The organism is Gordonia malaquae NBRC 108250 (genome assembly GCF_000344135.1).
In the GTDB taxonomy this organism is placed as follows: domain Bacteria; phylum Actinomycetota; class Actinomycetes; order Mycobacteriales; family Mycobacteriaceae; genus Gordonia; species Gordonia malaquae.
The window spans coordinates 75,060-99,555 of record NZ_BAOP01000011.1; the positions used below are offsets into that span (position 1 = coordinate 75,060).

General features: G+C 66.7%; 25 protein-coding genes. 9 read left to right on the plus strand and 16 right to left on the minus strand.

All coding sequences use genetic code 11. The features are described from left to right. Positions 1-38 precede the first annotated feature (38 nt). Positions 39-1,040: a class 1b ribonucleoside-diphosphate reductase subunit beta gene (nrdF, locus tag GM1_RS08890; protein WP_040519750.1), complete on the minus strand. Its 1,002-nt coding sequence runs from the start codon at positions 1,038-1,040 to the stop codon at positions 39-41. A gap of 226 nt (positions 1,041-1,266) precedes the next feature. On the opposite strand from nrdF, the gene GM1_RS08895 reads away from it, so the two are divergent. From GM1_RS08895 to GM1_RS08905, 3 genes are all read left to right on the plus strand, one after another. Continuing rightward, the gene (locus GM1_RS08895; RefSeq protein WP_040519751.1) at positions 1,267-1,641 is read left to right on the plus strand and encodes a hypothetical protein; all 375 of its coding nucleotides are present in this window, start codon (positions 1,267-1,269) and stop codon (positions 1,639-1,641) included. 84 nt (positions 1,642-1,725) lie between these two features. Beyond that, positions 1,726-2,499 carry a CPBP family intramembrane glutamic endopeptidase gene (locus tag GM1_RS08900; protein WP_008378186.1) on the plus strand — a complete coding sequence of 258 codons (774 nt, stop codon included), beginning with the start codon at positions 1,726-1,728 and terminating at the stop codon, positions 2,497-2,499. Beyond that, on the plus strand, positions 2,499-3,296 hold the full coding sequence (locus GM1_RS08905) for an aldose epimerase family protein (RefSeq protein WP_008378188.1): 798 nt from the start codon (positions 2,499-2,501) through the stop codon (positions 3,294-3,296). Before GM1_RS08900 ends, GM1_RS08905 begins: the two co-directional genes overlap by 1 nt. Here the strand turns inward: GM1_RS08905 and GM1_RS08910 are convergent. The 8 genes from GM1_RS08910 to GM1_RS08945 all read right to left on the minus strand — a co-directional run bounded on the left by GM1_RS08910 (position 3,286) and on the right by GM1_RS08945 (position 12,662). Next, complete coding sequence (locus tag GM1_RS08910; protein WP_040519752.1) at positions 3,286-4,452, minus strand: zinc-binding dehydrogenase; 1,167 nt, start codon at positions 4,450-4,452, stop codon at positions 3,286-3,288. The genes GM1_RS08905 and GM1_RS08910 overlap by 11 nt on opposite strands. A gap of 25 nt (positions 4,453-4,477) precedes the next feature. Continuing rightward, positions 4,478-4,993: a TrmH family RNA methyltransferase gene (locus tag GM1_RS08915; RefSeq protein WP_008378191.1), complete on the minus strand. Its 516-nt coding sequence runs from the start codon at positions 4,991-4,993 to the stop codon at positions 4,478-4,480. Between the two features lie 79 nt (positions 4,994-5,072). Then, positions 5,073-6,122 carry an aromatic ring-hydroxylating oxygenase subunit alpha gene (locus tag GM1_RS08920; RefSeq protein WP_008378192.1) on the minus strand — a complete coding sequence of 350 codons (1,050 nt, stop codon included), beginning with the start codon at positions 6,120-6,122 and terminating at the stop codon, positions 5,073-5,075. Continuing rightward, positions 6,119-8,539: a cytochrome P450/oxidoreductase gene (locus tag GM1_RS08925; protein WP_008378193.1), complete on the minus strand. Its 2,421-nt coding sequence runs from the start codon at positions 8,537-8,539 to the stop codon at positions 6,119-6,121. Before GM1_RS08925 ends, GM1_RS08920 begins: the two co-directional genes overlap by 4 nt. 213 nt (positions 8,540-8,752) lie before the next feature. Continuing rightward, a complete protein-coding gene (gene nrdE / locus GM1_RS08930) occupies positions 8,753-10,948 on the minus strand; it encodes a class 1b ribonucleoside-diphosphate reductase subunit alpha (protein ID WP_008378195.1) in 2,196 nt (731 codons plus the stop codon). A gap of 13 nt (positions 10,949-10,961) precedes the next feature. Beyond that, the gene (gene nrdI, locus GM1_RS08935; RefSeq protein WP_008378196.1) at positions 10,962-11,447 is read right to left on the minus strand and encodes a class Ib ribonucleoside-diphosphate reductase assembly flavoprotein NrdI; all 486 of its coding nucleotides are present in this window, start codon (positions 11,445-11,447) and stop codon (positions 10,962-10,964) included. A 10-nt stretch (positions 11,448-11,457) separates the two neighbouring features. Beyond that, positions 11,458-11,691, minus strand: a complete 234-nt coding sequence (nrdH, locus tag GM1_RS08940) for a glutaredoxin-like protein NrdH (protein ID WP_008378198.1) — start codon at positions 11,689-11,691, stop codon at positions 11,458-11,460. A 413-nt stretch (positions 11,692-12,104) separates the two neighbouring features. Continuing rightward, positions 12,105-12,662: an NAD(P)H-dependent oxidoreductase gene (locus GM1_RS08945; protein ID WP_008378200.1), complete on the minus strand. Its 558-nt coding sequence runs from the start codon at positions 12,660-12,662 to the stop codon at positions 12,105-12,107. A gap of 161 nt (positions 12,663-12,823) precedes the next feature. Here GM1_RS08945 and GM1_RS08950 point away from each other — a divergent pair, with 161 nt between their 5' ends. Further along, positions 12,824-13,468: a TetR/AcrR family transcriptional regulator gene (locus GM1_RS08950; RefSeq protein WP_008378203.1), complete on the plus strand. Its 645-nt coding sequence runs from the start codon at positions 12,824-12,826 to the stop codon at positions 13,466-13,468. 12 nt (positions 13,469-13,480) lie between these two features. On the opposite strand, the gene eccB is transcribed toward GM1_RS08950, so the two are convergent. Beyond that, positions 13,481-14,845, minus strand: coding sequence for a type VII secretion protein EccB (gene eccB, locus GM1_RS08955; RefSeq protein ID WP_008378204.1), 1,365 nt, complete (start codon positions 14,843-14,845; stop codon positions 13,481-13,483). Positions 14,846-14,955: 110 nt separating this feature from the next. Between eccB and GM1_RS08960 the strand changes: the two genes are divergently transcribed. Further along, the gene (locus tag GM1_RS08960; protein WP_008378205.1) at positions 14,956-16,008 is read left to right on the plus strand and encodes a type VII secretion protein EccE; all 1,053 of its coding nucleotides are present in this window, start codon (positions 14,956-14,958) and stop codon (positions 16,006-16,008) included. A 3-nt stretch (positions 16,009-16,011) separates the two neighbouring features. On the opposite strand, the gene manA is transcribed toward GM1_RS08960, so the two are convergent. Genes manA through GM1_RS08975 form a run of 3 tightly spaced genes read right to left on the minus strand, consistent with a single transcriptional unit; the run spans position 16,012 to position 18,842 of the window. Next, entirely contained in the window at positions 16,012-17,241 is a 1,230-nt protein-coding gene (gene manA / locus GM1_RS08965; RefSeq protein ID WP_008378206.1) for a mannose-6-phosphate isomerase, class I, read from the minus strand. After that, complete coding sequence (locus GM1_RS08970; protein ID WP_008378208.1) at positions 17,241-18,365, minus strand: hypothetical protein; 1,125 nt, start codon at positions 18,363-18,365, stop codon at positions 17,241-17,243. Before GM1_RS08970 ends, manA begins: the two co-directional genes overlap by 1 nt. A 48-nt stretch (positions 18,366-18,413) precedes the next feature. Then, positions 18,414-18,842: a DUF3499 domain-containing protein gene (locus tag GM1_RS08975; protein ID WP_008378210.1), complete on the minus strand. Its 429-nt coding sequence runs from the start codon at positions 18,840-18,842 to the stop codon at positions 18,414-18,416. Between the two features lie 63 nt (positions 18,843-18,905). On the opposite strand from GM1_RS08975, the gene GM1_RS08980 reads away from it, so the two are divergent. Then, complete coding sequence (locus GM1_RS08980) at positions 18,906-19,424, plus strand: metallopeptidase family protein (RefSeq protein ID WP_040519753.1); 519 nt, start codon at positions 18,906-18,908, stop codon at positions 19,422-19,424. A gap of 80 nt (positions 19,425-19,504) precedes the next feature. On the opposite strand, the gene GM1_RS08985 is transcribed toward GM1_RS08980, so the two are convergent. Then, positions 19,505-19,834: a WhiB family transcriptional regulator gene (locus GM1_RS08985; RefSeq protein WP_008378212.1), complete on the minus strand. Its 330-nt coding sequence runs from the start codon at positions 19,832-19,834 to the stop codon at positions 19,505-19,507. A gap of 186 nt (positions 19,835-20,020) precedes the next feature. Between GM1_RS08985 and cofD the strand changes: the two genes are divergently transcribed. The 3 genes from cofD to GM1_RS09000 are packed head-to-tail and all read left to right on the plus strand — an operon-like array spanning position 20,021 to position 22,934. Continuing rightward, the gene (cofD, locus tag GM1_RS22915; RefSeq protein ID WP_008378213.1) at positions 20,021-21,022 is read left to right on the plus strand and encodes a 2-phospho-L-lactate transferase; all 1,002 of its coding nucleotides are present in this window, start codon (positions 20,021-20,023) and stop codon (positions 21,020-21,022) included. Further along, positions 21,019-22,374 (plus strand): coenzyme F420-0:L-glutamate ligase, encoded by a 1,356-nt coding sequence (locus GM1_RS08995; protein ID WP_008378214.1) that lies wholly within the window; start codon positions 21,019-21,021, stop codon positions 22,372-22,374. The genes cofD and GM1_RS08995 overlap by 4 nt, the downstream gene beginning before the upstream one ends. Further along, the gene (locus tag GM1_RS09000) at positions 22,371-22,934 is read left to right on the plus strand and encodes an NUDIX hydrolase (protein ID WP_008378215.1); all 564 of its coding nucleotides are present in this window, start codon (positions 22,371-22,373) and stop codon (positions 22,932-22,934) included. Before GM1_RS08995 ends, GM1_RS09000 begins: the two co-directional genes overlap by 4 nt. Here GM1_RS09000 and GM1_RS09005 read toward each other — a convergent pair. After that, on the minus strand, positions 22,903-23,190 hold the full coding sequence (locus tag GM1_RS09005) for a hypothetical protein (protein ID WP_157435911.1): 288 nt from the start codon (positions 23,188-23,190) through the stop codon (positions 22,903-22,905). The genes GM1_RS09000 and GM1_RS09005 overlap by 32 nt on opposite strands. A gap of 75 nt (positions 23,191-23,265) precedes the next feature. After that, positions 23,266-24,483 carry a glucose-1-phosphate adenylyltransferase gene (glgC, locus tag GM1_RS09010; protein ID WP_008378216.1) on the minus strand — a complete coding sequence of 406 codons (1,218 nt, stop codon included), beginning with the start codon at positions 24,481-24,483 and terminating at the stop codon, positions 23,266-23,268. Between the last annotated feature and the right edge of the window lie 13 nt (positions 24,484-24,496).

The following is a 24,496-nucleotide window of genomic DNA, read 5'->3' on the forward strand; positions in this document are numbered from 1 at the left end:
CCGGCGGACCTTTGTGTATGGACGAGTCTTCGGAGCGCTTAGAAGTCCCAGTCGTCGTCTTCGGTGTTGACGGCCTTGCCGATGACGTACGAGCTGCCCGAGCCCGAGAAGAAGTCGTGATTCTCGTCGGCGTTCGGCGAGAGCGCCGACAGAATCGCCGGGTTCACGTCTGCCTCGTCCTTCGGGAACATCGCCTCGTAGCCGAGGTTCATCAGCGCCTTGTTCGCGTTGTATCGCAGGAACTTCTTGACGTCTTCGGAGAGTCCGACCTCGTCGTAGAGCGCCTCGGTGTAGTCGGTCTCATTGTCGTACAGCTCGAAGAGCAGCTCGAACGTGTAGTCCTTGAGCTCCTGGCGACGCTCGGGCGTCTGCGTCTCGAGCCCACGCTGGTACTTGTACCCGATGTAGTAGCCGTGGACGGCCTCGTCGCGGATGATCAGGCGGATCATGTCGGCGGTGTTCGTGAGCTTGGCGCGCGAGCTCCAGTACATCGGCAGGTAGAAGCCCGAGTAGAAGAGGAACGACTCCAGGAGGGTCGACGCGATCTTCCGCCTGAGCGGGTCGTCGCCCCGGTAGTAGTCCATGATGATCTGCGCCTTGCGCTGCAGATGCTCGTTCTCCTCCGACCAGCGGAACGCCTCGTCGATCTCCTTGGTGGAGCAGAGGGTGGAGAAGATCGAGCTGTAGCTCTTGGCGTGCACCGACTCCATGAACGCGATGTTCGTCATCACCGCTTCCTCGTGCGGAGTGAGGGCGTCCGGGATCAGGGAGATCGCGCCGACCGTGCCCTGAATCGTGTCGAGCAGCGTCAGACCCGTGAAGACCCGCATCGTGAGCGTCTTCTCGTAATCCGTCAGCGTGCCCCACGAGGGGATGTCGTTCGACACCGGAACCTTCTCCGGCAGCCAGAAGTTACCGGTCAGACGGTCCCAGACCTCGGCGTCTTTGTCGTCGGTGACCCGGTTCCAGTTGATGGCCGACACACGGCTCACCAGCTTCACGGGAGCTCCGTCGGCAGGACTGTGGGCGGACTCAGACATGGCACCTCGCGTCGTGAGAAATGTTTGGCAGGAGAACGAGCCTAACCCTACCGCTTGGGTCTGACACTCCCCGTGAACACAAGATCGTGTGTCTTCCCCGTGTTCGGCGTGTCGTACCGCGTGTCCACCGTTCAGCGCGGCTCCCAGTGTGACGGACGGCTCGGGAACCGTAGAATCACAATCCGCCATACCCGACGATAACCTCCGAACGGATAGAGACGAGCCCGTGTTCGCGCCAATCGCCTCACGACCGTGCAGGCGGCGGAAAGAACGTGTCGGGATCGTCGACGCGGTGTTGAGCGTTCTCGCCTGGGTGATGCTCCTCGTGGTCTCCGGGTACAGCGTCCTCTACAGCACTTCCTTTGTGATGGGAACCGCCAACTGTTCCGGCGACAACGTCTGCGACGCAGATCTTCTCGGCCCCGCCATGGGCACCGTGTCGATCGGCGTTCTCCTCGCGCTGATCGCGGCGGTCTCCGGATCGGTGTACTGCATCCGGCGCAGGCGGTACTCGTTCTATTGGCCGATCATCTCCACCGTGGTTGTGATCGCCTGCCTGTACATCGGCGCTGCGATCGCGACTGCTGCGGGCCCGCAGTAGACGTCGACCATCAGCGGAAGGCTTTGAGTGCGATCACGTGAACCGGCGAGACGCGCTGGTGGATAGAATCAGACCCTCATCAACGTGTGCGACGCGGAGGTCACCGAGAACATGGACGACAGGCTCGCACCGTCGGCACGCGGTGCCGAGATCGTCCGCTCTCGAGTCCGCAACTACTACACGCTCGTTGCACTGATCGTGGTGATGTTCGCGGCGGAAGCGACGATGCACTTCACGCATTTCACCTGGTCACGCTGGATCGTCACAGGCACCGCAGTCGCCGCCACCGCACTCGCCCTCGGGGCGGGCCTGCGGCCGGCCGACCTCGGACTCGCGCCGTCGACCATGGCCCGAGGCGGCCGGTGGGCAGCGGTGATCATCATCGTCGTGGTCGTGGCCATCGCCGTGGCGATGGCCGTTCCACCGGCGCGCGAGCTGTTCCGGAACGACGCGTATCAGGACCTGTCGTGGGCGGTCTCGTCCGCATTCGTCTTGATTCCACTGCAGACCGTCATCCCAGAGGAGTTGCTGTTTCGAGGTGTTGTCCTCGGCAGCCTGCTGAGGAGGCATTCGACCGGCGTCGCCATCGGCCTCCAGGCGGTGCTGTTCGGCCTGTGGCACGTGGTGTCCTCACTCGGCCTCACCGCCGGAAACGAAGGCTTCAGCGACGCAGTCGGATCGGGTGCGCTCGGCGTGATCCTCGGCATCGTGGGCGCCGTCGTGTTCACCGGCATCACCGGCGTGGTCTTCGGGTGGCTTCGAGTCAAGACTGGAAGCCTCCTGCCGTGCCTCGCCCTCCACTGGGCGGCGAACGGCGCGGGCGCGGTCGCCGCCGCCTTCGCGTGGCGGTTCGCCTAGTGCGCGACGTTGTGCTGCGTGCCGGCGACGTCCGTGTCACGGTGTCGCCCGCACTCGGCGGACGACTGTCTGCGTTGACGATCGATGGGATCGACGTCCTGGTCCCCGGCGCCGGTCACGGCTCGTTCCCGATGGCGCCGTGGTGCGGCAGAACCGCCGACGGGCTGGTTCATCTCCCCGACCACGACGTTCGACTGCCGATCAACAATGGGCCGCACGCGATCCACGGAACGGTGCGTGATGCCGCGTGGGACGTCACATCGGTCTCCGAGACGGCCGTCAGCATGGCGTGCGAACTCGTGGAGCCGTGGCCGTTCCGCGGACGCGTCACGCAGGAACTGTCACTGGCTCCGACCCACTTGGACCTGTCGATGACGGTCACAACGCACGCCGGCCCGTTCCCAGCACAGGTCGGCTGGCATCCCTGGTTCGCCACCACCCTTGTGGACGGTGCTCCGCGGGCCACGCTCGAGTTCACTGCCGACTGGCAGGAGGAACGCGTCGCCATGATCCCGACGGGCCGACGACTCCCGGTTGGTCCACCACCGTGGGACGACTGTTTCGGCATGCCGGGCGGAGTGGCCGTCGCGGTGATCTGGCCCGGGCAACTCCGCGTCGATGTGACGAGCCCCGCCGAGTGGGTCGTGGTCTTCAACGAGCGCCCGGAGGCCGTCTGCGTGGAACCGCAGTCCGGCCCGCCCAACGGGCTGAACTCCGCGCCGCGGATCGTCACCGTCGACGATCCCTTGCATATGTCGTCCCGCTGGGCATGGCGGCGGCTGAGGTCTACGGGCTGACGACAGCGCTCGACGGGTCGATGAGGATCTTGGCGTGGACCTCTGGATCACCGAGCGCCGTGAATGCCGCGTCGACGCCGTCGAGACCGACCGTCCCGGTGATCAGCGGCTTCACGTCCACCTTTCCGTCGGCGATCATGTGCAACGTGTCGCGGAACTCACCAGGGTCGTAGCCGAAGACGAACCGCAGGTCGATCTCCTTGGTTCCCGCCATCGACGGGGTGAACGAGTCGGGTTCCATGCACACACCGACCACCACGACGCGCGACCGCAGCGGGGCCGTGTTGATGATCTGGTCGATCATTCCCGGTACGCCGACACACTCGAACACCACCGGACCGGCGGGGATTTCTCCGATCGTCTCGGCGAGCCGGAAAACCTTCCACCACGGCACCGGGCCCGGGATCATCCGAAGCTTGCCCATGGTGTCGATCGCGACGCCGACGAGATCGCTCACGGAGCGGACCTCATTGCGTCCTGGGGCGTACGCGTCGAACGGATCCGTCTCCCGCGGGTCGACCACCACGTGCGCGCCGAGCTCACGGGCGAGTTCCCGACGCCGCGGCGACAGGTCGCTGGCGACGATCTTCTTGGCACCGGACGCTCTGAGCATGGCGATCACGGCCAGCCCGATCGGTCCGCAGCCGATGACGACGGCTGCCTGGCCGCGAGCGAGCTCTGCGCGTCGGACAGCGTGCCACGCGACCGCCATCGGCTCGGTGAGCGCGGCCTCGTCGTCGGAGAGTCCGTCCGGGACCGGCATGGTCATCGATTCCTGGACCAGGACTTTCTCCGCGTACGCTCCCGGCGCCTGCTCGGACAGGCCGAGCAGGTGAGGTCCGGTCAGGCTGTCCACCATCGGCAGCGCGACAACGCGGGTGCCCGGCTTCCACCTCTTGTGACAGCCGGGACCGTACTCGGTCACCGTGCCGACGAACTCGTGCCCCATGACGATCGGCTGGTTCATTCGCATCAGATGTGGATAGCCTGCCTTGTCGGCCACATCGGCGACGAGGTCGGCGTGGTGGCGTCCGTGCAGGTCGGAGCCGCAGATGCCCGTACGCCTCACCGTCAGCACCACCTGCCCCTTTCCCGGCGTCGGGTCGGGAAAGTCTTGGACGGTCAGTTCACCTTGCTCGCACACCACGGCTCTCATGCCGTTGAGCGTAGTGCGTCGCCGATCACAACAGCCCGGCAAGCCGGTACAGCACGAGCGATCCGGACACGGCGACGTTGAGGCTCGCTCCCCTGCCGATCATCGGGATCTCGACGGCCTCATCGGCGAGGTCGAGCATCGGCTCCGGGATTCCGGTGCGTTCGTGCCCGAGGAGAATCACCGTCCGCCGGCGGGCGGGCTGGACATCGGCGAGTCGGGTCGCGCCCTCGACGAGCTCGACCGCGACGATCCGAGCACCTTTGTCTCGCTCTCGTTCGATCCACCGCGTCGGATTGCCGGTCCGATGAACGCACGAGCGCCCCGGCACCGTGTTGCCGCGCCGCAGCGCTTCGGCGACCCAGTCGTGCGGCGGGACCGCCAGGCATGCGCCGACTGCGTCGCATGTCCGCAGCATCGTCCCGAGGTTGGCGCCGTGCTGGGCCCACAACGGTGCGACGATCAGATGTCCCCAACAGGAATGATTCCGCTTACGGCGGCTCTCGCGGATCTCGTCCGGTCTACGGACGCGCATCCCGGCCATCAGTGACGGTGAGGCTTCGAGCCCCTTTCGTGTGTACGCATCTGACAAGCGTAACCCGGTCGAAGTCTCATTGCTCGCCCTAGACTCCTCGCTCGTCCTCCACCATCGCCGTCAGGATCCGACGCGCGCGCACTGCGGCTCGGTCCGCCTTGACGTTGACGTAGCGCCGCGGCATCGGGTCTTCGTCGAGACATCGCTGCACGGTCTCGAGGACGGCGATGTCGCGGTCGGCCATCGCGTGAAAGACCTCGATCAACTGCTTGCCGATGTCGGGTGAGACCGAAGCGCCCCGCCAGGAGATCTGCAGGAAGACATGGGTGACGCCGGACGATCGGGGCGTGAAGCCGTGAGTCCGCACGAGCTCCAGCGCCGGACCGGTCGCGCCGATGATGGAGTACGTCTGCTTGTGCAGGCCCGGCGTCACGAACGTGCCCGTCTCCGTCCGGCCGAATGACGCGGACACCGTGGCATCGTCCAGCCCGGTGACCTCTGCCTCCCACGGGGCCAGCGGGGCCTCGGGCAGTTCTCTCCTGTAGGAGACCGAAACTTCGGAGACCTCGACGTCCTCCAACGGCGGCAGCGCCTCGATGCCTGGCGGCACCATCTCCGGGTGCATCGCGACGACGTTGGAGAGGTCGAGATAGTGCTCGTGGAGCACCTGTAGGCTTGCGGCCACCTCGCGCCGTTCCCCGACGCTCGTCCAGCCGTCACCGTGCAACCACGGTGTCGCCGGCGGTGGCCGCAGCCGTTCGCCGCCGGGCGTTCCAGCCCAGATCCAGACGAAAGGTCCGCGCTCGACGACTGGGAAGGCCCGCACCCGCGCGGACGAGGGCGGGTTGTCCTGAGACCGCACGCTCACCCAACGTCCAGTCGCGTCGTAGGTACAGCCGTGGTAGCCGCACACGATGAAGTCGTCCTCTCGGTGCCCTGCCGACAACGGGTAGGGCCGATGCGCGCAGCGGTCCTCCAGCGCGGCGATGGCGCCGTCGGAAAGGCGGAACAGCACGACCGATGTGTCGAGGACGCGCCGCGCAGTGAATCCGTATCCGACCTCGGCGGCCGTGGCGACGACGTACCAGCAGTCCCTCGGATAGTCGACGAGGATATGGTTCCGTGCGGTGTCGTTCATACGTCCAGCACCAGCTTCTTCGACAGGGAACGGGAGACGCAGAGCATGATCGTGTCGCCACGTTCCTTCTCCGCCTTGGACAGGATCGAGTCACGGTGCTCGGGCGTGCCCTCGAGCACGTCGGCCTCACAGGTGCCGCAGATGCCTTCCATGCAGGATCCGAGAACGTCGACGCCGGCCTTCTCGACCGCGTCGAAGATCGTGGTGCCTTCCGGAACTGTCACGCTCACTCCGGAGCGCGAGCACACGACCTCGAACGAGTCGAGCGCATCCTCGGATGCCGCGACCTCCTTGGCCGCGAAGCGCTCTATGTGCAGGCTGCCGTCGGGCCACGGCGCACACGCCTCCTCCACGGCGTCGAGGAAGGCGCCAGGGCCGCAGCAATAGATCGCCGTGTCCGGGGTTGGGTTTCCGAGGGTCGCCGCCAGGTCGATCCGGCCGTTCTCGCTGCTCGGCCAGATCGTGACCCGCTCGGTGTCCGCGAATTGGTCCAGAAATGCCATCGACTCGCGTGAACGGCCGCAGTAGAGCAGGCTCCACGTCGCGCCGCGTGCCCGGGCGGCCTCGATCATCGGGATGATCGGCGTGATCCCGATGCCGCCCGCGACGAATTGATAGTTGGCGGAGGCGACCAGGGGGAAGTGATTGCGCGGACCGCGCACGCGGACGGTCGCGCCTTCCGTCAGCTTCTCATGGACGTACGCCGAGCCGCCTCGACTGTCCGGGTCGCGAAGGACTCCGATCTTCCACGACGACTCGTCCGATGCGCTGCCGCACAGCGAGTACTGTCGCGTCAGCGACGGCTCCAGGAGGAGGTCGATGTGGGCCCCGGCAGTCCACGGTGGAAGCGGTGCGCCTGCGGGGGCGCTGAGCGTGAGCTCGACGACCCCATCCGCCACCTCGCGCCGGCCCGCTACCTGGACGTCGATCTCCGTCTCGGTGGTGGTGGTCGCTTCGCGGGAGCGACGAATCGGCTGACGAGCGGGAGTCCGTGCAGCGGCCGGCCGCAGGGTCCGTTGGTCGCGGGGACGAGGCTCCTGCCCGATCTGCGTCAACGTGACCATCATCTTCGTGTAGCCGCGGACGAAGTTCGACTGGAGGTATTCGGGTTCCTCCATCACTTCGATGTCTTCGAACCGTGCGAGCAACTCCTCCCAGAGGATCCGCAGTTGCAGTTCGGCCACGCGACTGCCCATGCAGCGGTGCACTCCGATGCCGAACGAGAGATGGTGTCGGGCGTTGTGCCGGTCGATGACGAAGTCGTCCGGATTCTCGAAGGTGCGCTCGTCCCGGTTCGCCGAGGCGTACCACATGACGACCTTGTCGCCCTTGCGGATGAACTGACCACCCAGGACTGTGTCCTTCTTGGCGATGCGCCGCATGTACGCCAGCGGAGTCTGCCAGCGGATGTTCTCGTGGACGAACTTCGGGATCAGGCTGTGATCGGCCTTGAGACGTTCGAACTGGTCCGGGAACAGGTTGAGTGCGTACACGCCGCCCGACATCGAGTTGCGGGTGGTGTCATTGCCGCCAACGACGAGCAGGATCAAATTGCCGAGGAACTCCATCGGCCTGTTGATCAGGTCCTTGGTGTCCTCGGACATCTGCATCAGGGTGATCAGGTCGTATCCCGGCTTCTCGCCCGCCTTGAGGCGCGCCGCCTTGTCGTGCCACAGGGCGCTGAAGCTCTTCGCCATCTCGGCGGCGCCCTTGTACATCTCGTCCATGTCGACGTCGCCGCCGGTGGCCGCTGCGCTGGCGCCTGCCAACTCGGTCCAGTGCACGAGCTTGCGCCGATCCTCATACGGGAAGTCGAGCAGGGTGGCGAGCATTCGGGACGTCAATTCGATGCTGACCCTGTCGACCCAGTCGAACGGTTCGCCGACCGGCAGGTCGTCGAGGACTTCCTGGACGCGCGACCGGATCAGTCCCTGCATCTCCTCGAGATTCTGCGGCGCCACGACTCCCTGAACCGCTGCGCGCTGCTCGTCATGACGTGGCGGGTCCATCGCGATGAACATCTCGATGTCCAGACCGTCCGGCGGTACGCCGATGACGATCTGCGGCTCGGCCGAGTAGGTCTCGAAGTCACGGTCCACCGTGACGATGTCGTCGTATCGCGTGACCGACCAGTACGGCCCGAATTCGCTCGACGCCCGGAAATGAACCGGAGCCTCGTTGCGCAGGCGCTCGAAGTAAGGCCGCCACTGGCCTTGCCGCCACATGAACGGGTTGCTCATGTCGATCTCGGTCAGCGCCACCGCGTCGACGTCGGGGATCTCCTCCTCGACGAAGTCGGGCTGCCGGTTGCCCAGGGCGAGCGTCTTCGCTTTCTGGAAGACGTGCAGGCCCTGGACTTGCCGCTCCATCGGGATGGTTGCCTGGGCCTTGTTGATGACCCGCTCGAGAAAGCTCATCCAACCGCCTTGCGAACGAAGAATGTGGACGTGACCAAACTATGCCGTACATCACATCGCGCGGCTGAGTTTCTCGCTTTCCAACCGGCCGTCAGGCTGCTTTATCTGGTTTGCCCTCTCTGTGGTCCGACGCTACCGACAGGGTCCGACAAAACGGTCGGTCCATGCCTCAGGCGAGGAATGGACCGACCGAGTACTGACTAAATCTGCAGATCACAGCATGCAGGAGACGCAGCCATCCACCTCAGTGCCTTCCAACGCCATCTGGCGGAGGCGGATGTAGTACAGCGTCTTGATGCCCTTGCGCCACGCGTAGATCTGAGCGCGGTTGACGTCGCGCGTGGTGGCGGTGTCCTTGAAGAACAGGGTGAGGCTCAGACCCTGGTCAACGTGCTGGGTCGCCGCGGCGTAGGTGTCGATGACCTTCTCGTAGCCGATCTCGTACGCGTCCTGGTAGTACTCCAGGTTGTCGTTGGTCAGGTACGGTGCCGGGTAGTAGGCGCGGCCGATCTTGCCTTCCTTGCGGATCTCGATCTTCGACGCCACCGGGTGGATCGAGCTGGTCGAGTGGTTGATGTAACTGATCGAACCGGTCGGCGGGACCGCCTGCAGGTTCTGGTTGTAGATGCCGTGCTTCTGCACGAGCGCCTTCAGCTCACGCCAATCGTCCTGTGTGGGAATGTGGATGCCCGCTTCTGCGAAGATGCCTCGCACCTTGTCGGTGGCGGGCTCCCACACCTGATCGGTGTACTTGTCGAAGTACTCGCCCGAGGCGTACTTGCTGTCTTCGAAGCCGGCGAACGCGCTCCCGCGCTCCTGGGCGATCTTGTTCGACGCACGGATCGCGTGGAAGACGACCGTGTAGAAGTAGATGTTCGTGAAGTCGATGCCCTCCTCGCTGCCGTAGAAGATGCGTTCGCGGGCGAGGTATCCGTGCAGGTTCATCTGACCGAGGCCGATGGCGTGGCCGTCGTCGTTGGCACGCTTGATCGACGGGACCGAGTCGATCGACGTCTGGTCGGCGACGGCGGTCAGGCCGCGGATCGCGGTCTCGATGGTCTGCGCGATGTCGGGCGAATCCATCGTCTTCGCGATGTTCAACGACCCGAGGTTGCACGAGATGTCGCGGCCGATGTGCGAGTACGAGAGATCGTCGTTGAACGTCGACGGCGTCGACACCTGCAGGATCTCCGAGCACAGGTTCGAATGGGTGATCTTGCCCGCGACCGGATTGGCGCGATTCACCGTGTCCTCGAACATGATGTACGGGTAGCCCGACTCGAACTGCAGCTCGGCGAGGGTCTGGAAGAACTCGCGCGCCTTGATCTTGGTCTTGCGGATCCGCTTGTCCTCGACCATCTCGTGGTACGTGTCGGAGACGTTGACATCCGCGAACGGCTTGCCGTAGACGCGTTCCACGTCGTACGGGCTGAACAGGTACATGTCGTCGTTGTTCTTGGCCAGCTGGAACGTGATGTCGGGGATCACGACACCGAGCGACAGGGTCTTGATGCGGATCTTCTCGTCGGCGTTCTCACGCTTGGTGTCGAGGAACCGGTAGATGTCCGGGTGGTGCGCGTGGAGGTACACCGCGCCGGCGCCCTGACGTGCGCCGAGCTGGTTGGCGTAGCTGAACGAGTCCTCGAGCAGCTTCATGATCGGGATGACGCCGGAGCTCTGGTTCTCGATCTTCTTGATCGGCGCCCCGTGCTCACGAACGTTCGACAGCAGCAGTGCGACGCCGCCGCCGCGCTTGGACAGCTGCAGCGCGGAGTTGATCGAGCGGCCGATGGACTCCATGTTGTCCTCGATGCGGAGCAGGAAGCACGACACCGGCTCGCCGCGCTGCTTCTTGCCCGAGTTGAGGAACGTCGGAGTGGCGGGCTGGAAACGGCCGTCCATGATCTCGTCGACGAGGCCGCGCGCGAGAGCGGTGTCGCCCGCGGCGAGCGTCAGCGCGACCATGCAGACGCGGTCTTCGAAACGCTCGAGGTAGCGCTTGCCGTCGAACGTCTTGAGCGTGTAGCTCGTGTAGTACTTGAACGCGCCGAGGAACGTCGGGAAGCGGAACTTCTTGCTGTAGGCGTGACCGAACAGCAACTTCACGAACTCGCGATCGTACTGATCGAGCACCTCGGGCTCGTAGTAGTTCTCCTTGACGAGGTAGTCGAGCTTCTCGTCGAGGTCGTGGAAGAACACGGTGTTCTGGTTCACGTGCTGCAGGAAGTACTGCCGAGCCGCTTCGCGATCCTTGTCGAACTGGATGTTGCCGTCGGCGTCGTACAGGTTGAGCATCGCGTTGAGCGCATGGAAGTCGAGTTCACCCGGCTCGTGGCCGGACGGGCTCGAATGCACCCCCGACACGCTGGCCGAGACGGTGGAATCTGTGGCGGTGACGGTGGGTGACACTTCTGGCTCCATTTCAATGCGCATTCGCGCGGTGTGCTCTGGCGAACTCGGCGAGGCCGACCTGACAGGCGAGGACGTCGTCGACGGTCCCCATCAATTCGAAGCGATACAGGTACGGGACCTGACACTTGCTCGCGATGATCTCGCCCGCCATGGCGAACTCTGCACCGAAGTTCGTGTTGCCTGCGGCGATCACTCCGCGAATCAATGAGCGGTTGTGTTCGACGTTGAGAAATCTGATGACTTGCTTGGGGACGTAGCCCCCGCCCGCATGGGCGGTGACCTTCCCCGCATCGCTGATCTTCCCGCCCCCATACGTCGGGAGGATCAGCACATACGGTTCGTGGACTCGGAACGCGCCTTCCCGATCGATCAGCGGGATCCGCTGTGATCGGGCGCCCAGCTTCTGAACGAAGCGGTGGGTGTTCTCCGAGACCGACGAGAAGTACACGATCAGCGGCAGGTCCGAGGCCTCGACGTGATCGGCGGGCTCAGACACGGCGAACCGATCAGGCTGCGCGGGCGGCGAGCGCCTTGATGCGGTCCGGGCGGAAACCCGACCAGTGGTCGTCACCGTCGACGACGACGGGAGCCTGCAGGTAACCGAGCGCCATGACGTAGTCACGCGCTTCGTCGTCCTGGCTGATGTCCACCACGTCGTAGGAGAGACCGAGCTTGTCGAGCGCCTTGTAGGTGGCGTTGCACTGGACGCAAGCGGGCTTGGTGTAGACGGTGATTGCCATCGGTGTGATCCCCTCAGTTGGCGGCGCGAGCCGCTCAGTTCGACTGGTTGAACGTTGTCGGTGTTCGGGAGGCCTTCCCTGCGAATGACGTCGATGAGATTCGATCGCCGTACGTCCGCCCCCCGGACACTCCAAACACTACACCTAGTGGGTGGCTTTTCAACTGACCACAAGAACTTGTGAATAACATTCGTGAAAGTCCCAGGTCGCACGGTGGTCATCCACAGGGCCTCCGGCGTGTCTGGGGAGGCCCGGCGTGTCGTGCACACCACTGTGCATCGACCGTCAACAACTGTGGATGAGCCCATGAGACGAGTGAACCCCATGGGTACGACAAAAGTCGTTCCCACGGGGTTCACTCACGGTCGCCGGGATCGCCGGCGGGCCGAGGTCAGTCGCGCCTCACGTCCGTGTCAGACGGAGACGGCGACCGAGTCTGCGAGCACACGGACCGCGTCGACGACCTGCTCGGTGATCGCGTCGGTGCGGACACCGGACTCGTCGAGCTTGCCGGTCGCGACACCGATCTCGACGTCTTCGATCACACGGGCGCCCGCGATGCCGACCGACTTGCGCGTGTCCTGACGCGACCACACGCCGCCGTACTGGCCGAGGGCGGCGCCGATGACGCCGACCGGCTTGCCGACGAGCGCACCCGCACCATACGGACGCGACAGCCAGTCGATGGCGTTCTTGAGGACCGCGGGGAGAGTGCCGTTGTACTCGGGAGTGACGAGCAGGACGGCGTCCGCGTCGGCGACTGCACCGCGGACCTCGGCGACGCCCGCGGGCAAGGTCTCCGGGGTGTCGATGTCTTCGTTGTAGAAGGCGAGGTCGCCCAGACCCTCCACAATCGACGCCTCGACGCCTGCGGGCAGGTTCTCGAGGGCGATCTCAGCAAGCTGACGGTTAATCGATCCGGCGCGCAGGCTCCCGACGAGTACCGCGATCTTCACTGTGTTGTCCGACATCGTGTTCCACTCCCTGAAGCAATTGATCCGACGACGGCTCCGTCGTCACTATCATGAGCGTAAACGGACCGCGGTCCGGAATGCTTCCCGGACGCGCCGTGATGTCGGTCACCGCAACGGGACGTGCCAGGTGAGAGCACTGATCGGATAACCTCTCTTCCATGACCTCCCCCGATCGAGCACCCGCCGGCCTGCCGGTCGTCGGCCTGCCCGTCGTCGGCGGGCCGCCGCTGTCCACCGAACGCGCCGACGCCGCACGCAACAGGCGTCTACTCCTCGCGGCGGCTCAGTCACTGATCGACGACCAGGGCGCAGCGGCGGTCACGATGGACGCCGTCGCGCGCGCCGCAGGCGTCGGCAAGGGCACGGTCTTCCGACGGTTCGGGAATCGAACCGGCCTCATGCACGCTCTCCTCGATCACTCCGAGTCCGATCTCCAACAGGCGATGCTGTCCGGGCCGGTCCCGCTCGGACCGGGGGCTCATCCCCTCGACAGACTCGTCGCCTACGGGCGTGCACGCCTGAAGATGACCGTCGACCACCTCGACATCCTCCTCGAGGCAGGCGCCGACGATCCCGACCGCCTGTCCCATCCGGTCTGGGCGATGTCGACGCAGCACGTCAAGATCCTGCTCCGCGAGCTCGGCTTCACCGGCCGCCTCGATGTGCTCGCCCACACTGTTCAGGCACCGCTCGACGCGATCACCGTGCGTCACCTCCTCGACGTCGTCGGGCTCACTCGCCCCGAGATCGCCGACGACTGGGAAGCCGCCATCCGCACTCTGGTCGCGGGCTCGAAGCTCTAGACAACGCGCCCTCTAGTCGCGGGCGGTGAGAGCCGCGGCCCGACTGAGTTCGGGACCTTCCGGCAGCCGGGACAGGATCGACCACGGCATGCGCGGGGGATCGTCGCCGAGGCCGAGACTGGGTCCAGCGTCTTCACCGGCGAGGCGGTATCGGACACCGGTGTCGGCGATCACGAACCGCTGGCCCGCCAGGGCGCTGTCGGGCGGAGCACCGGTGACCGCGACGTGCTCGGCGGTCCCCGGAGGCAGGAACACCAGATCCACAGCGGGCCCCGGGCCGTCGGCTGACGCGAGACGTACCGGCGTGGACGACACGGGCAGCACCTCGGACGACAGCATCGTCTCCCGTGCCGAACGCTCGTCACGACCCCGCGACCAGCTCCGACACAGCACCGTCGCGTCGACGATCCGCGGCGCATACTCGGGAAACTGATCGAGCGCGAGGCGCGTCACGTGCCGAACGGACGTCAGTTCTCCCGGCGCGATCTCGCGGACCGCAGAGGTGCCGGTCCGGTCGGCGGCGCGCAGCATGTCGGCCGCCGTCGCCGGAATCTGCTGCACCCCGTCGCGCAGCACCACCCGGTAGGCGGCCGAACCGTCGACGGCGGCGGTTCGCACCACCGAGCCGACGAGCAGGCCGAGCGGCCCGGGCGTTCCGCGATCTGCGATCTCGGGCACCGTGAGCGCAGGCCGTTCCGGGAAGGAGTCGAGCAGCGCCGCCGACACCGGGCGCACATCGGCGTTCTCCAGTCCGAGCGCGCGCACCACCTCCACCCGCGACGTGTCGAGCCGTGCCCGGACGGGAACCGAGCCGTCGTCGAACAGCAACCACACGCCTCCGTCGTGCGACACGACGGCCCCGGCGCCCCGAGGCGACGACTCCACCAGCAGCGACCCCGCCACGACGGCGGTGCCGTCGGGCCCGTCACACACCGTCCACCTGGACTCACCGTCGGCTGAGGGGCCTGGCAACGAACCGGGCGCACCGGCGATGCCGAGCGTCGGACCGCGCGGGTACTCCCGCAACGACCGCGCGCTCACCGACTTCACCGGAGCGGGACCGCCGACCACGAGCCGCGCCGACGCCAGATTCAGAACGGGATGCATCACCCCGTCGACGAGCACAAACAGTCCGCCACCGGATTCGGCGACGATGCGAGCGTCTCCCACAGTCGGCGCGGGCCGGATGAGACCGTACACACCGGCGCCGGCAAGGATCAGCACCGCGACGACGCCTCCCGCGACGAGCGCCCGCGCCTGCGATCGCATCGGGTCGTGCACCATCCGCGCGTCACGGCGTACGAGTGCGTGCTCGGCGCGTGCGAGGCCGAAGCGATATCCGCTGACCTGCGCGCGTGTGGTTATCCGTCGCGACATTGATCTTCCCCCGAAGCCCGATGACCGTTTCCCCTCCCGGCGACGGTAGTCCCGTTGTACCGTGACGCCACACGATTCGGGGGAATCGATTGTTTCAGGGGGAATGCCAGATGCGTCGTCTCATCGGGTCCGCTCGCCGTGACCCACGCACGTTCGAACCGTTCGACGTTCCGGACGGCGACGGCTACACGGGGCTTCGCCGCGACGGACCACGGCTCGTCTGCGTCCTTGCACTCATGCCGGGGCCACCGGCGCCGGTGTCGCTTCCGGACGGGCCACGCGTCCGCGTGCCGGTGGAGACGATCGCGACGTGCATGGCGCGGTCCGACGCCCGCCCGACACATGTGGACGTTGTCACCAGGACGCTCATGTGGTGGGGCGACGGTCCCGCGACGCGCGCGTATCGAGGGCTTCTCGGACCGCTGGTCCCGGCATCGCACCGTACTGTCGCCCTCGTCGTCCACGTCGATCCGGCACAGCATCCGCACGCGGTCGCGCTACGGGGAGGCGGAAACGTCGGCGCACTGCGCACCGTGCTCTGGTGCGTGCGCAGGGTTCGTGCGGCGTGCGCGTCCGCAGGCGTTCAGACTCGCCCGCTGACCGCCGCGGAACTGTCCACCGACGGTGCGTGGACCACCGCGGATGACACCGACGCAGCTGCACGGATCGTTCCCGGCGGCGTCGACGGCGTCGCTCCCCCGCTCGCAGGCGACGGTCAGCTGATCGGGGCCGACGACGACGGGACGCCGATCGCGCTACGCGTGGCGGGCCCCTCGATCCCCCGGGTGTCCGTCGACGCCGACCTCCCGACAGTCCGGCAGACGGTCGTCCGGGCACTCGCGCTCGGCGTCCGAGCACACGTCGTCTCCGATCGTTCCGAGCAGTGGACACCACTCGTCGACATGATCGGCGACTCGTTGCTCCTCTCGTACGGCCCGACCGTTCCGCCGACGTCCCAGATCGTCGTCGACGACACAACCGACCGGTCCCACGAGCACGCGGGACTCACCGTGATCGACGTCGGCCATCACCGCGATCCGGGCTGCTACCTGCTGCGACAGGAGCCCGACGACTCATCGACGCTCCATCTGATCGATCCAGGTGGCGGTCGACGCACAGTCCGCACCGTCACCACTCCCGCCGAACGCGCCCTGACGGGCTAGGTGTCAGGGCACGAGCGCGCGAACGAAGACCGTGTCCGACGATGCAGCGTGCACGACCACATCGGGATCGGATGCGGCGAGCCAGACCGCATCGCAGGCGGACGCTGTCAGCGTCGCGCCGTCGGCTCCGACGATGGTGACCCGCCCGGACAAGACGGCGAGGATCTGCGGGCCCGGCAGGTCGAAGCTGATCGATGACGGTCTGTGCAGTCCGGTTCCGTCGAGTTCTATCCGCGAGAGCTGGAACTCGGGTGCAGGCGTCAGGTACACCCGCTCGGCGCCGACCGTCTTCGACGTCGGCATCAGGTCGTCGAGGTCGACCGGAGTGAAGTCGAGGACGCGGAGCAGTTCGGGGACGTCGATGTGCTTGGGTGTGAGACCGCCACGCAGCACGTTGTCGGAGTTGGCCATCAACTCGACAGCTGTGCCGTGCAGGTAGGCGTGCAGATTGCCCGCCGACAGGTACAGCCCTTCGCCGGGCCTCAGGCTCAGCCTGTTGAGCAGCATCGACGCGAGCACGCCGGGATCGCCGGGGTACGCCTCGCCTAATTCGAGGAGCGAGCGCAGTTCTGCGACGAACCGGTCCTCACCGCGTGCCAGCGCACGGACAGCTCCGTCGAGGACGGCGGGCACCAGGGCGCCGATCACCGAGTCGGGCAGGGTGAGCCACGTGGTGAACACGGCGCGCAGTCCCGTCTGGTCCGGTTCTGCGGCGAGCATGCCCAGGTACGGGTCGAGTTCGGGGACGTCGAGGCTGCGCAGCAGGTCGACTGTGACGGCCGGGTTGCGGAAGCCGGCGAGCGCATCGAAGTCGGTCAACGCGATGACGAGTTCCGGCTTGTGCCAGCCGTCACGGTAGTTGCGTTCGGGCGCGTCGAAACGGAGACCGGCCGCGTTCTCTCTCGCGAACCCCTCCTGCGCCTGTTCCGAGCTCGGATGCGCCTGCAGCGACAACGGCTCTTGGGCTGCGAGCACCTTCAGCAGGTACGGAAGCCGGGGGCCGAACGTCTCGATGACCGATGCACCCAACTGGCCGACGGGATCGGCTTCGATCAGCCCGAGAAGGGTTTCACCAGAGCTGTCGGAGACGACTGTCGCAGGCGACGCAGGATGGGCGCCGAACCACAGTTCCGCTTCGGGGTGAGCCGACGGCGACGGCGCACCACGCATCTGCGCGAGGGCTGTTCGCGATCCCCACGCGTACGGCCGGATGACTCCGGCGAGCAGTTTCATCAGGCGGTCTCCCCCGCCAGTTCGAGGTACGCGGATGCGAGGTCGGCGCGGACGGCGACTGTCAGATACGCGGACAGGTCGGCGGGCACGTCGGAGAACTCAGGGTCGCGGCGAGGTTGCTCGGCCAGTCCCCCCGGGTAGTCCGGCGCGTCGCTCTGCTCGGTGACCACATCGACGTCCCCGAGCGCACTCACGCGCTGCTCGACGCCCCAACCTCGGTTCGCTGTGGTCACGAGGATCACGCGAGGTTGTTCGGCCGGCGGCGCGTCGTCGAAGTCGGGGTCGTAGAAGATCGAGTCGGCCGCGCTCGCCCCGCTGTGCGCCGACACCCGGAGCCTCGCGAGCGCACTCTGCTCGTCGTCGGCGGCGGACGCGATTCCTGCGACGGTGAACACGGTGGACGCTATGTGCGCGGCGAGCACCGTCGATGCCGGCGTGTCCCCTGCCCACACCACCGGCCGACCGGCCACGCGCAGGGCGAGAAGCTTGGCCTGATTGTGGAAGCTCTCGTGCGACGGATGATCGGCGGCGGCTTCGGCATCGAGCAGATCGGCGATGTCGGCGAGGGACGACGGCGCCGGGTGCAGACGCACGGAGTCGAACGCCGTGCAGACGGCCACGAACACGGCGACCAGGCGCGCGAACGCGAACCGGTCGTCCACGCGCAGACGCGGCGACAGATCCGCGACGGGGTCGGACCCGATCGCGTCGGCGACGGGCCCTTCGACGGGGACGGCCGTCACGAGTTCGGCACGCCTTCGGAGTGCCCGCTGGGAGGCGTCTGCGTACGCACGATCGCCAGGGTCGTCACCTGCGACGACAACCACGTCGAGCGGTCCGATCCAGCCCGGCAACGACGGTGTGACGACGAGCGGCGCGTCGAAGCGGGATGCGAGCAGCGCGACGACGAACCGCGCGGCCCGGTCCGCCGCTGCCGAACGGCCCGTCACGAGGACGACGGCGCGGGGGCGGAGGTCGGTGAGCCGGTCCAACGCGCCCTCGGCGACGGCGTGCGCCACGGCGCGCACGTGGGCACCCGACATCGCCGCCGAGCGCAGCAAACCGTCACGATCGGCAGCGACGAGTCCGTCGGTGTCGTCGAGATCGCGGAAATGGGCAGACATGAGGCTAAGACTAGTCAGCGCGACGCGCCCGGGTGTTCGAGACTGTGCTCAATCGACTGGATCGGGCAGTACCCGCAGGTGTCCGCGTCGGCCCGGGCGCGGAGCCGGGGCCGCGGCACGAGACGGGGCGTCCGACGCGCGGTGGCGACCACGCGGTGCGTCGTCGAACTCGGGCAGGGTGCGGAACGACGGCCGACCGACGGGCGCGGCCGAACCCACCTCGCGGACCGAATCGGCCAACGCCGTCAGATCCTGGTCCTCGGTGGACTGTGTGAAACCGCTGCCGCTGCGCAGCATCTCCCAGCCGCGCGGCACGGTGATGCGGTCGGCGTGTTCGGCACACAGGTCCCACGAATGGGGCTCATCGGAGCCGGCGAGCGGACCAACGACAGCCGTCGATTCGGCGTAGACGAAGGTCAGCGTGGCGACGGCGAGTCGCGAGCAGCCGGGCCTGCAGCACTGACGGGGATGACTCACAGCGCCAGCCTATAGGGATTGCCCGACAGAACCACGATCGACACGCGGACCTACACTGTGACCATGGGTTTTCTGCTCGCGCCGCTCACCTCGGGCGTCCGTCTGCTCGCTCCGCCGTCGCGCCGCACGCGGGACCGTCACGGACGGGGACTGCGCGGACCGTTTCTGCCGCCGGGAATCCCGGCGCGCAAGACTCGGTCGGACGAGTTCGACCGTGCCGCCGTCGACGCGTTCGCCGAACTCGACGCGAAGTGGCACGACGCGCTGAAGGGTCTCGACGTCGCCGTCGACGACATCCCGCGCATGCTGCCGCGCGGAACCGATCCGGAGGACTGGGAGTCGGTGCAGTGGCCCGATGAGGTGACAGCCGACGGCCCTGTGCCACTGGCACGTCTGATGCGGGCGGGCACCGACACGCAGGGGAAGCCGACCCGCGCGCAGATCATCCTGTTCCGTCGTCCGCTCGAATTGCGTGCCCTCGACGACGATCTGGCCGAGCTCCTCCGCGAGGTGCTGATCCAGCAGGTCGCGACGTTCCTCGGAATCGACGAGGAGACCGTCGAGGACGGTCCCGACGCCTGACGCCTGACGCACACAAAAGCGCCGGGCCGCCCTGAAAGGTCAGGGCGGCCCGGCGCTCTTCGGTCTGGTCGATTCGCGACTCAGATAATGCCGCGCTTGAGCCGACGGCGTTCACGCTCGGACATTCCACCCCAGATGCCGAATCGTTCATCGTTGTGCAGCGCGTACTCCAGGCAGTCCGCCTTCACCTCGCAGCCGGAACAGATGCGCTTGGCTTCGCGAGTAGAACCGCCCTTCTCGGGGAAGAACGCTTCCGGATCGGTCTGCGAGCACAGTGCTCGGTCTTGCCACTCGTCTTCGACAGCGTCGAACAGAGCCTCGAAATCGCTTGGCAGCGCGGTGAGTTGCCCAAAACCATTCGCTGTCGTGCGACTGGTCGGCTCAGCTCCCTCGCCGTGATCAATAGTCATAGTCGGCGCCCTCCCTGCTCCGCTCCACCCGTAATGACACTGATGTGATTACACACGTCGGGAGCGGTCTCGGTCAAGCCGAAGAGCAAGATTCATTTTTATCATCGGGGTCTGACAAAACCGTTTCCCCACACATTCACCCACGCCCGTCGGCGTGTCGCACGGTGCTGACTACAGTGGATCGCTGTGAAGGTGACCGTACTCGTCGGGGGCGTCGGCGGCGCTCGTTTCCTACAAGGTGTGCGAGAGCTGTTCGGCGTCACGCCGTTCCCCGAGGGGACGGCGCAGCAGGGCGAACACTCCGTGACCGCGATCGTCAACGTCGGCGACGACGCGTGGATGCACGGCGTCCGCATCTGTCCCGATCTCGACACGTGCATGTACACGCTCGGTGGAGGCATCGACACCGAACGCGGGTGGGGTCGCACCGACGAGACCTGGAACGCGAAGGACGAACTCGCCGCCTACGGCGCGGATCCCGACTGGTTCGGACTCGGCGACCGCGATCTCGCGACACACCTCATCCGCACTCAGATGCTCGATGCGGGGTTTGCGCTCAGCGACATCACCGCGGCTCTGAACAAGCGTTGGCTGCCGGGCGTGCGACTGCTTCCGGCGACCGACGACCGCCACGAGACGCACGTCGTGATCGATCGCCCGGAAGGCGAGCCCGGCGAGAAGGTCGCGATCCACTTCCAGGAGTGGTGGGTGCGCCACCGCGCGCAGGTGCCAACCCACGGTTTCGCGCAGGTGGGGTCCGACGACGCCAAACCGGCCCCGGGTGTCGTCGACGCCATCGCCGATGCGGACATCGTTCTGTTCGCACCGTCGAACCCGGTGGTCAGCATCGGCGCCATCACCAGCGTCCCCGGACTGCGCGCCGCGCTGCGGACCACGAAGGCTCCGGTCGTCGGGGTGAGCCCGGTGATCGACAACAAGCCGCTGCGCGGCATGGCCGACGAGTGCCTGTCGGTGATCGGCGTCGAGACGTCCGCCGAGGCGATCGCCGCACACTACGGTGCCCGCTCGGGGAACGGCCTGCTCGACGGATGGCTCATCGCCGACGGAGATCATGCGACGGTCGACGGCATCACCGTCGGCGCCGCTCCCCTGCTGATGACCGATCCGGCGACCACCGCCGACATGGTCCGCGCCGCGTGCGCCCTCGTCGGAGTGCAGACGCCGTGACCGCGGTCCAGGTCAAGGATCACCGGGCGACCGGGGGCCTGCAGATCCTCCCCGTGACCGGACTCGGCGAGTTCGGTCCCGACAGTGACGTCGCGGCCGAGATCACCGCGGCAGCGCCGTGGCTCGCCGACGGCGACGTGCTGGTGGTGACGAGCAAGATCTTCTCCAAGACCGAGGGACGGATGATCGATGCGCCGACCGATCCGGACGAGCGCGACACGTTCCGGCGGAGATTGATCGACGCCGAGACCGTCCGCGTCGTCGCCCGCCGCAATCGCACGCTGATCACGGCGAACCGCAACGGTCTGGTTCAGGCGGCCGCGGGCGTCGACGGTTCGAACGTCCGAACCGACCAGATCGCGCTGCTCCCTCTTGATCCCGATGCGAGCGCCGCACGGCTGCGAGCCGTCCTCGCCGCCGATCACGGTCTCGACGTCGCCGTGATCGTCACCGACACGATGGGTCGCGCCTGGCGCACCGGACAGACCGACGTGGCGATCGGGGCCGCCGGCATCGCCGTCAGCCACGCCTACGACGGTGTCGACGACGCCTACGGCAACACGTTGCTCGTCACCGACATAGCCGTGGCCGACGAGCTCGCCGCTGCCGCCGACCTGGTGAAGGGCAAACTGGACGCCGTGCCCGTCGCCGTGGTTCGCGGGTACACGCCTGTCGACGACGGCTCGACGGCCGCCGACCTCGTCCGAGATCTCGACGACGACATGTTCCGTCTCGGCGTCGAGGAGGCGATCGACCAGGGCCGCCGCGAGGCGTTGCTGACCCGACGCTCGGTGCGGTCGTTCACCGACGGTCCCGTCTCCGACGACGTGATGAACGCGGCGTTCGCGGAAGCGCTCACCGCGCCGGCGCCGCATCACACGCATCCGATCCGGTTCCTGTGGATCCGCGACGCCGACCGCCGTCGCGCTCTTCTCGACGCGATGGGCGATGCGTGGCGGACCGATCTGGGTGCGGATTCCAAGACGGCCGAATCGATCGACAAGCGCATCGCACGCGGCCAGATCCTGTACGACGCACCCGAACTCGTGATCCCGGTGCTCACCGGCGACGGGATGCACACCTACCCGGACGCACGCCGAAACGCGTGTGAGAACACGATGTTCACCGTGGCGGGCGGCGCAGCGGTCAGCGGCCTGCTCGTCGCACTGTCGGTCCGCGGCGTCGGAAGCTGCTGGGTCGGGTCGACGATCTTCGCCGCCGACACCGTGAGGACGCAACTCGACCTGCCCGCGGACTGGCAGCCGCTCGGAGCCGTGGCGATCGGCTACCCGGCCGCTCCGTCGGGTCTGCGCGAGCCCGCATCGACCGACGGCCTGGTGATCGAACTGTGAGCATCACCGACACCACGCGCGCGATCCTCGCCGACTGGACCGCACCCGACGCGGAGCAGGACTCGCTGCGCCACACGTTTCTGGCATTCGTCGATTCGGCTCCGAACCCGTGCGAACGCGCCTGTGTCCCTGGACATCTCACCGGGTCGGTGATCGTCTTCAACGCCGAGCTCACGCACGTTCTGCTGACGCTGCACCCGCGGGTCGGGAAGTGGATTCAGCTCGGCGGGCACTGCGAGCCCGGCGACATCAGTGTCGCCGCGACCGCGCTGCGGGAGGGACTGGAGGAGTCCGGGCTGCCGTCACTGCGGCTCACCGGGACACCCGTGCATCTGCACACGCATCCGATCACGTGCTCGCTCGGACAGCCCACCCGCCATCTGGACGTCCGGTTCGCGGCCGTCGCCGATCCGACGCCCGACGGCGCACTCCCCGAGATCGTGCGCAGTGACGAGTCCGTCGACCTCGCGTGGTGGTCGATCGACGATCTCCCCGCGAACATCGACGCCGACACCGTGCCGCTCCTCGTCAGCCTCGGGATTTCCGCCGCGCGGCTCTAACGCGGCGCGCTTGGGCGCGGGCCGCTTCCTCGGGGTCGAACGTCAGATCGTCGGGACCGTATCGGTAGTCGTCGATGCGTCGCAGAGAACGAATGCCGAACACGACCAGGACGACGAACCAGGTCACGACGGCGGCCACGCACATCGCGATCACGACAGAGTCGCCGCTCTCGGACACGGTCATCGTCGCGGTGATCAGAAACGGGAACAGGAGCAGCAGGACGGCGGCGACCTTGCGATTCGTCTGAACTGTCATGATCGGAATGTACCCCGGGCCCATGTATCCGTCATTCGCTCGGACGACAACCCGATCGTTCGACTCGGCCGCCTGTCACTCCACGCGCAGGTTCTTGCCGACGGAGACGATTCCCCCGGTGCTGACCTGGAATCGCTCACGATCGTGATCCAGGTCGACGCCGAGCTGACCGTCGTCGGCGACGACGACGTTCTTGTCGAGGATCGCGTTGCGGACCACGGCGTTCCGGCCGATGCGGACGCCGGGCATCAGGACGCTGCCCTGGACGACTGAGCCCTCGCCGATCGACACGTCGTTCGACAGGACCGAGTTGCGGACGGTCGCACCGGAGACGATGCACCCTGCACCGACCATCGAGTCGCTCGCCGATCCGCCGCCGATGAACTTCGCAGGCGGCAGGTGACTCGTCGCGCCTCGGATCGGCCACCGCTGGTTGTACAGATTGAATCGCGGATTCGGCGAGATCAGGTCCATGTGGGCGTCGTAGAACGCGTCGATGGTCCCGACGTCGCGCCAGTATCCCTTGTCGCGTTCGGTCTCCCCGGGGATGACGTTGGAGTTGAAGTCGTACACGTACGCCTCGCCGCGTTCGACGAAGGCGGGGATGATGTCTCCGCCCATGTCGTGGTCGGAGTCGCCGTCGGCGGCGTCGCGCTTGAGCATCTCGACGAGAGCGTCGGTGCTGAACACGTAGTTGCCCATGGACGCGTACGTGACGTCGGGATCGTCGGGCGTCCCAGGCGGATCGCTGGGCTTCTCGACGAACGCGGTGATCCGGTCGTCGTCGTCGGACTCGATGCAGCCGAACGCGAACGCCTCCGACCGAGGAACACGGATACCTGCGACCGTGGCGGCTGCGCCGCTGGCGATGTGCGCCTCGACCATCTGCGACGGATCCATCCGGTACACGTGGTCGGCGCCGAGAACCACGATGTAGTCGGGCTTCTCGTCGTCGATCAGGTTCATCGACTGGAAGATCGCGTCGGCGCTTCCGGTGTACCAGCGCGGACCGAGGCGCTGCTGAGCCGGGACCGGGGTGATGTACTCGCCGTGGAAACCTGAGGTCCACCAGTTCTGCGAGATGTGCCGATCCAGGGAGTGCGACTTGTACTGGGTCAGCACGCAGACGCGTTCGTAACCACCGTTGACGAGGTTCGACAGGACGAAGTCGATCAATCGGTACGATCCGCCGAACGGCACCGCGGGCTTGGCCCGATCACTCGTCATCGGGTAGAGCCGTCGGCCCTCTCCGCCAGCCAGGACTATTCCGAGGACGTGCGGTTGTGATCTCACTGCTCCAACATAT

Coding starts and splice junctions, on each gene's coding strand:
- nrdF (WP_040519750.1), bottom strand. CDS start 1,040: ATGTCTGAGTCCGCCCACAGTCCTGCCGACGGAGCTCCCGTGAAGCTG.
- GM1_RS08910 (WP_040519752.1), bottom strand. CDS start 4,452: ATGAGAGCCGTGGTGTGCGAGCAAGGTGAACTGACCGTCCAAGACTTT.
- GM1_RS08915 (WP_008378191.1), bottom strand. CDS start 4,993: ATGGCCGGGATGCGCGTCCGTAGACCGGACGAGATCCGCGAGAGCCGC.
- GM1_RS08920 (WP_008378192.1), bottom strand. CDS start 6,122: ATGAACGACACCGCACGGAACCATATCCTCGTCGACTATCCGAGGGAC.
- GM1_RS08925 (WP_008378193.1), bottom strand. CDS start 8,539: ATGAGCTTTCTCGAGCGGGTCATCAACAAGGCCCAGGCAACCATCCCG.
- nrdH (WP_008378198.1), bottom strand. CDS start 11,691: ATGGCAATCACCGTCTACACCAAGCCCGCTTGCGTCCAGTGCAACGCC.
- GM1_RS08945 (WP_008378200.1), bottom strand. CDS start 12,662: ATGTCGGACAACACAGTGAAGATCGCGGTACTCGTCGGGAGCCTGCGC.
- GM1_RS08950 (WP_008378203.1), top strand. CDS start 12,824: ATGACCTCCCCCGATCGAGCACCCGCCGGCCTGCCGGTCGTCGGCCTG.
- eccB (WP_008378204.1), bottom strand. CDS start 14,845: ATGTCGCGACGGATAACCACACGCGCGCAGGTCAGCGGATATCGCTTC.
- GM1_RS08960 (WP_008378205.1), top strand. CDS start 14,956: ATGCGTCGTCTCATCGGGTCCGCTCGCCGTGACCCACGCACGTTCGAA.
- manA (WP_008378206.1), bottom strand. CDS start 17,241: ATGAAACTGCTCGCCGGAGTCATCCGGCCGTACGCGTGGGGATCGCGA.
- GM1_RS08970 (WP_008378208.1), bottom strand. CDS start 18,365: ATGTCTGCCCATTTCCGCGATCTCGACGACACCGACGGACTCGTCGCT.
- GM1_RS08980 (WP_040519753.1), top strand. CDS start 18,906: ATGGGTTTTCTGCTCGCGCCGCTCACCTCGGGCGTCCGTCTGCTCGCT.
- GM1_RS08985 (WP_008378212.1), bottom strand. CDS start 19,834: ATGACTATTGATCACGGCGAGGGAGCTGAGCCGACCAGTCGCACGACA.
- GM1_RS09005 (WP_157435911.1), bottom strand. CDS start 23,190: ATGACAGTTCAGACGAATCGCAAGGTCGCCGCCGTCCTGCTGCTCCTG.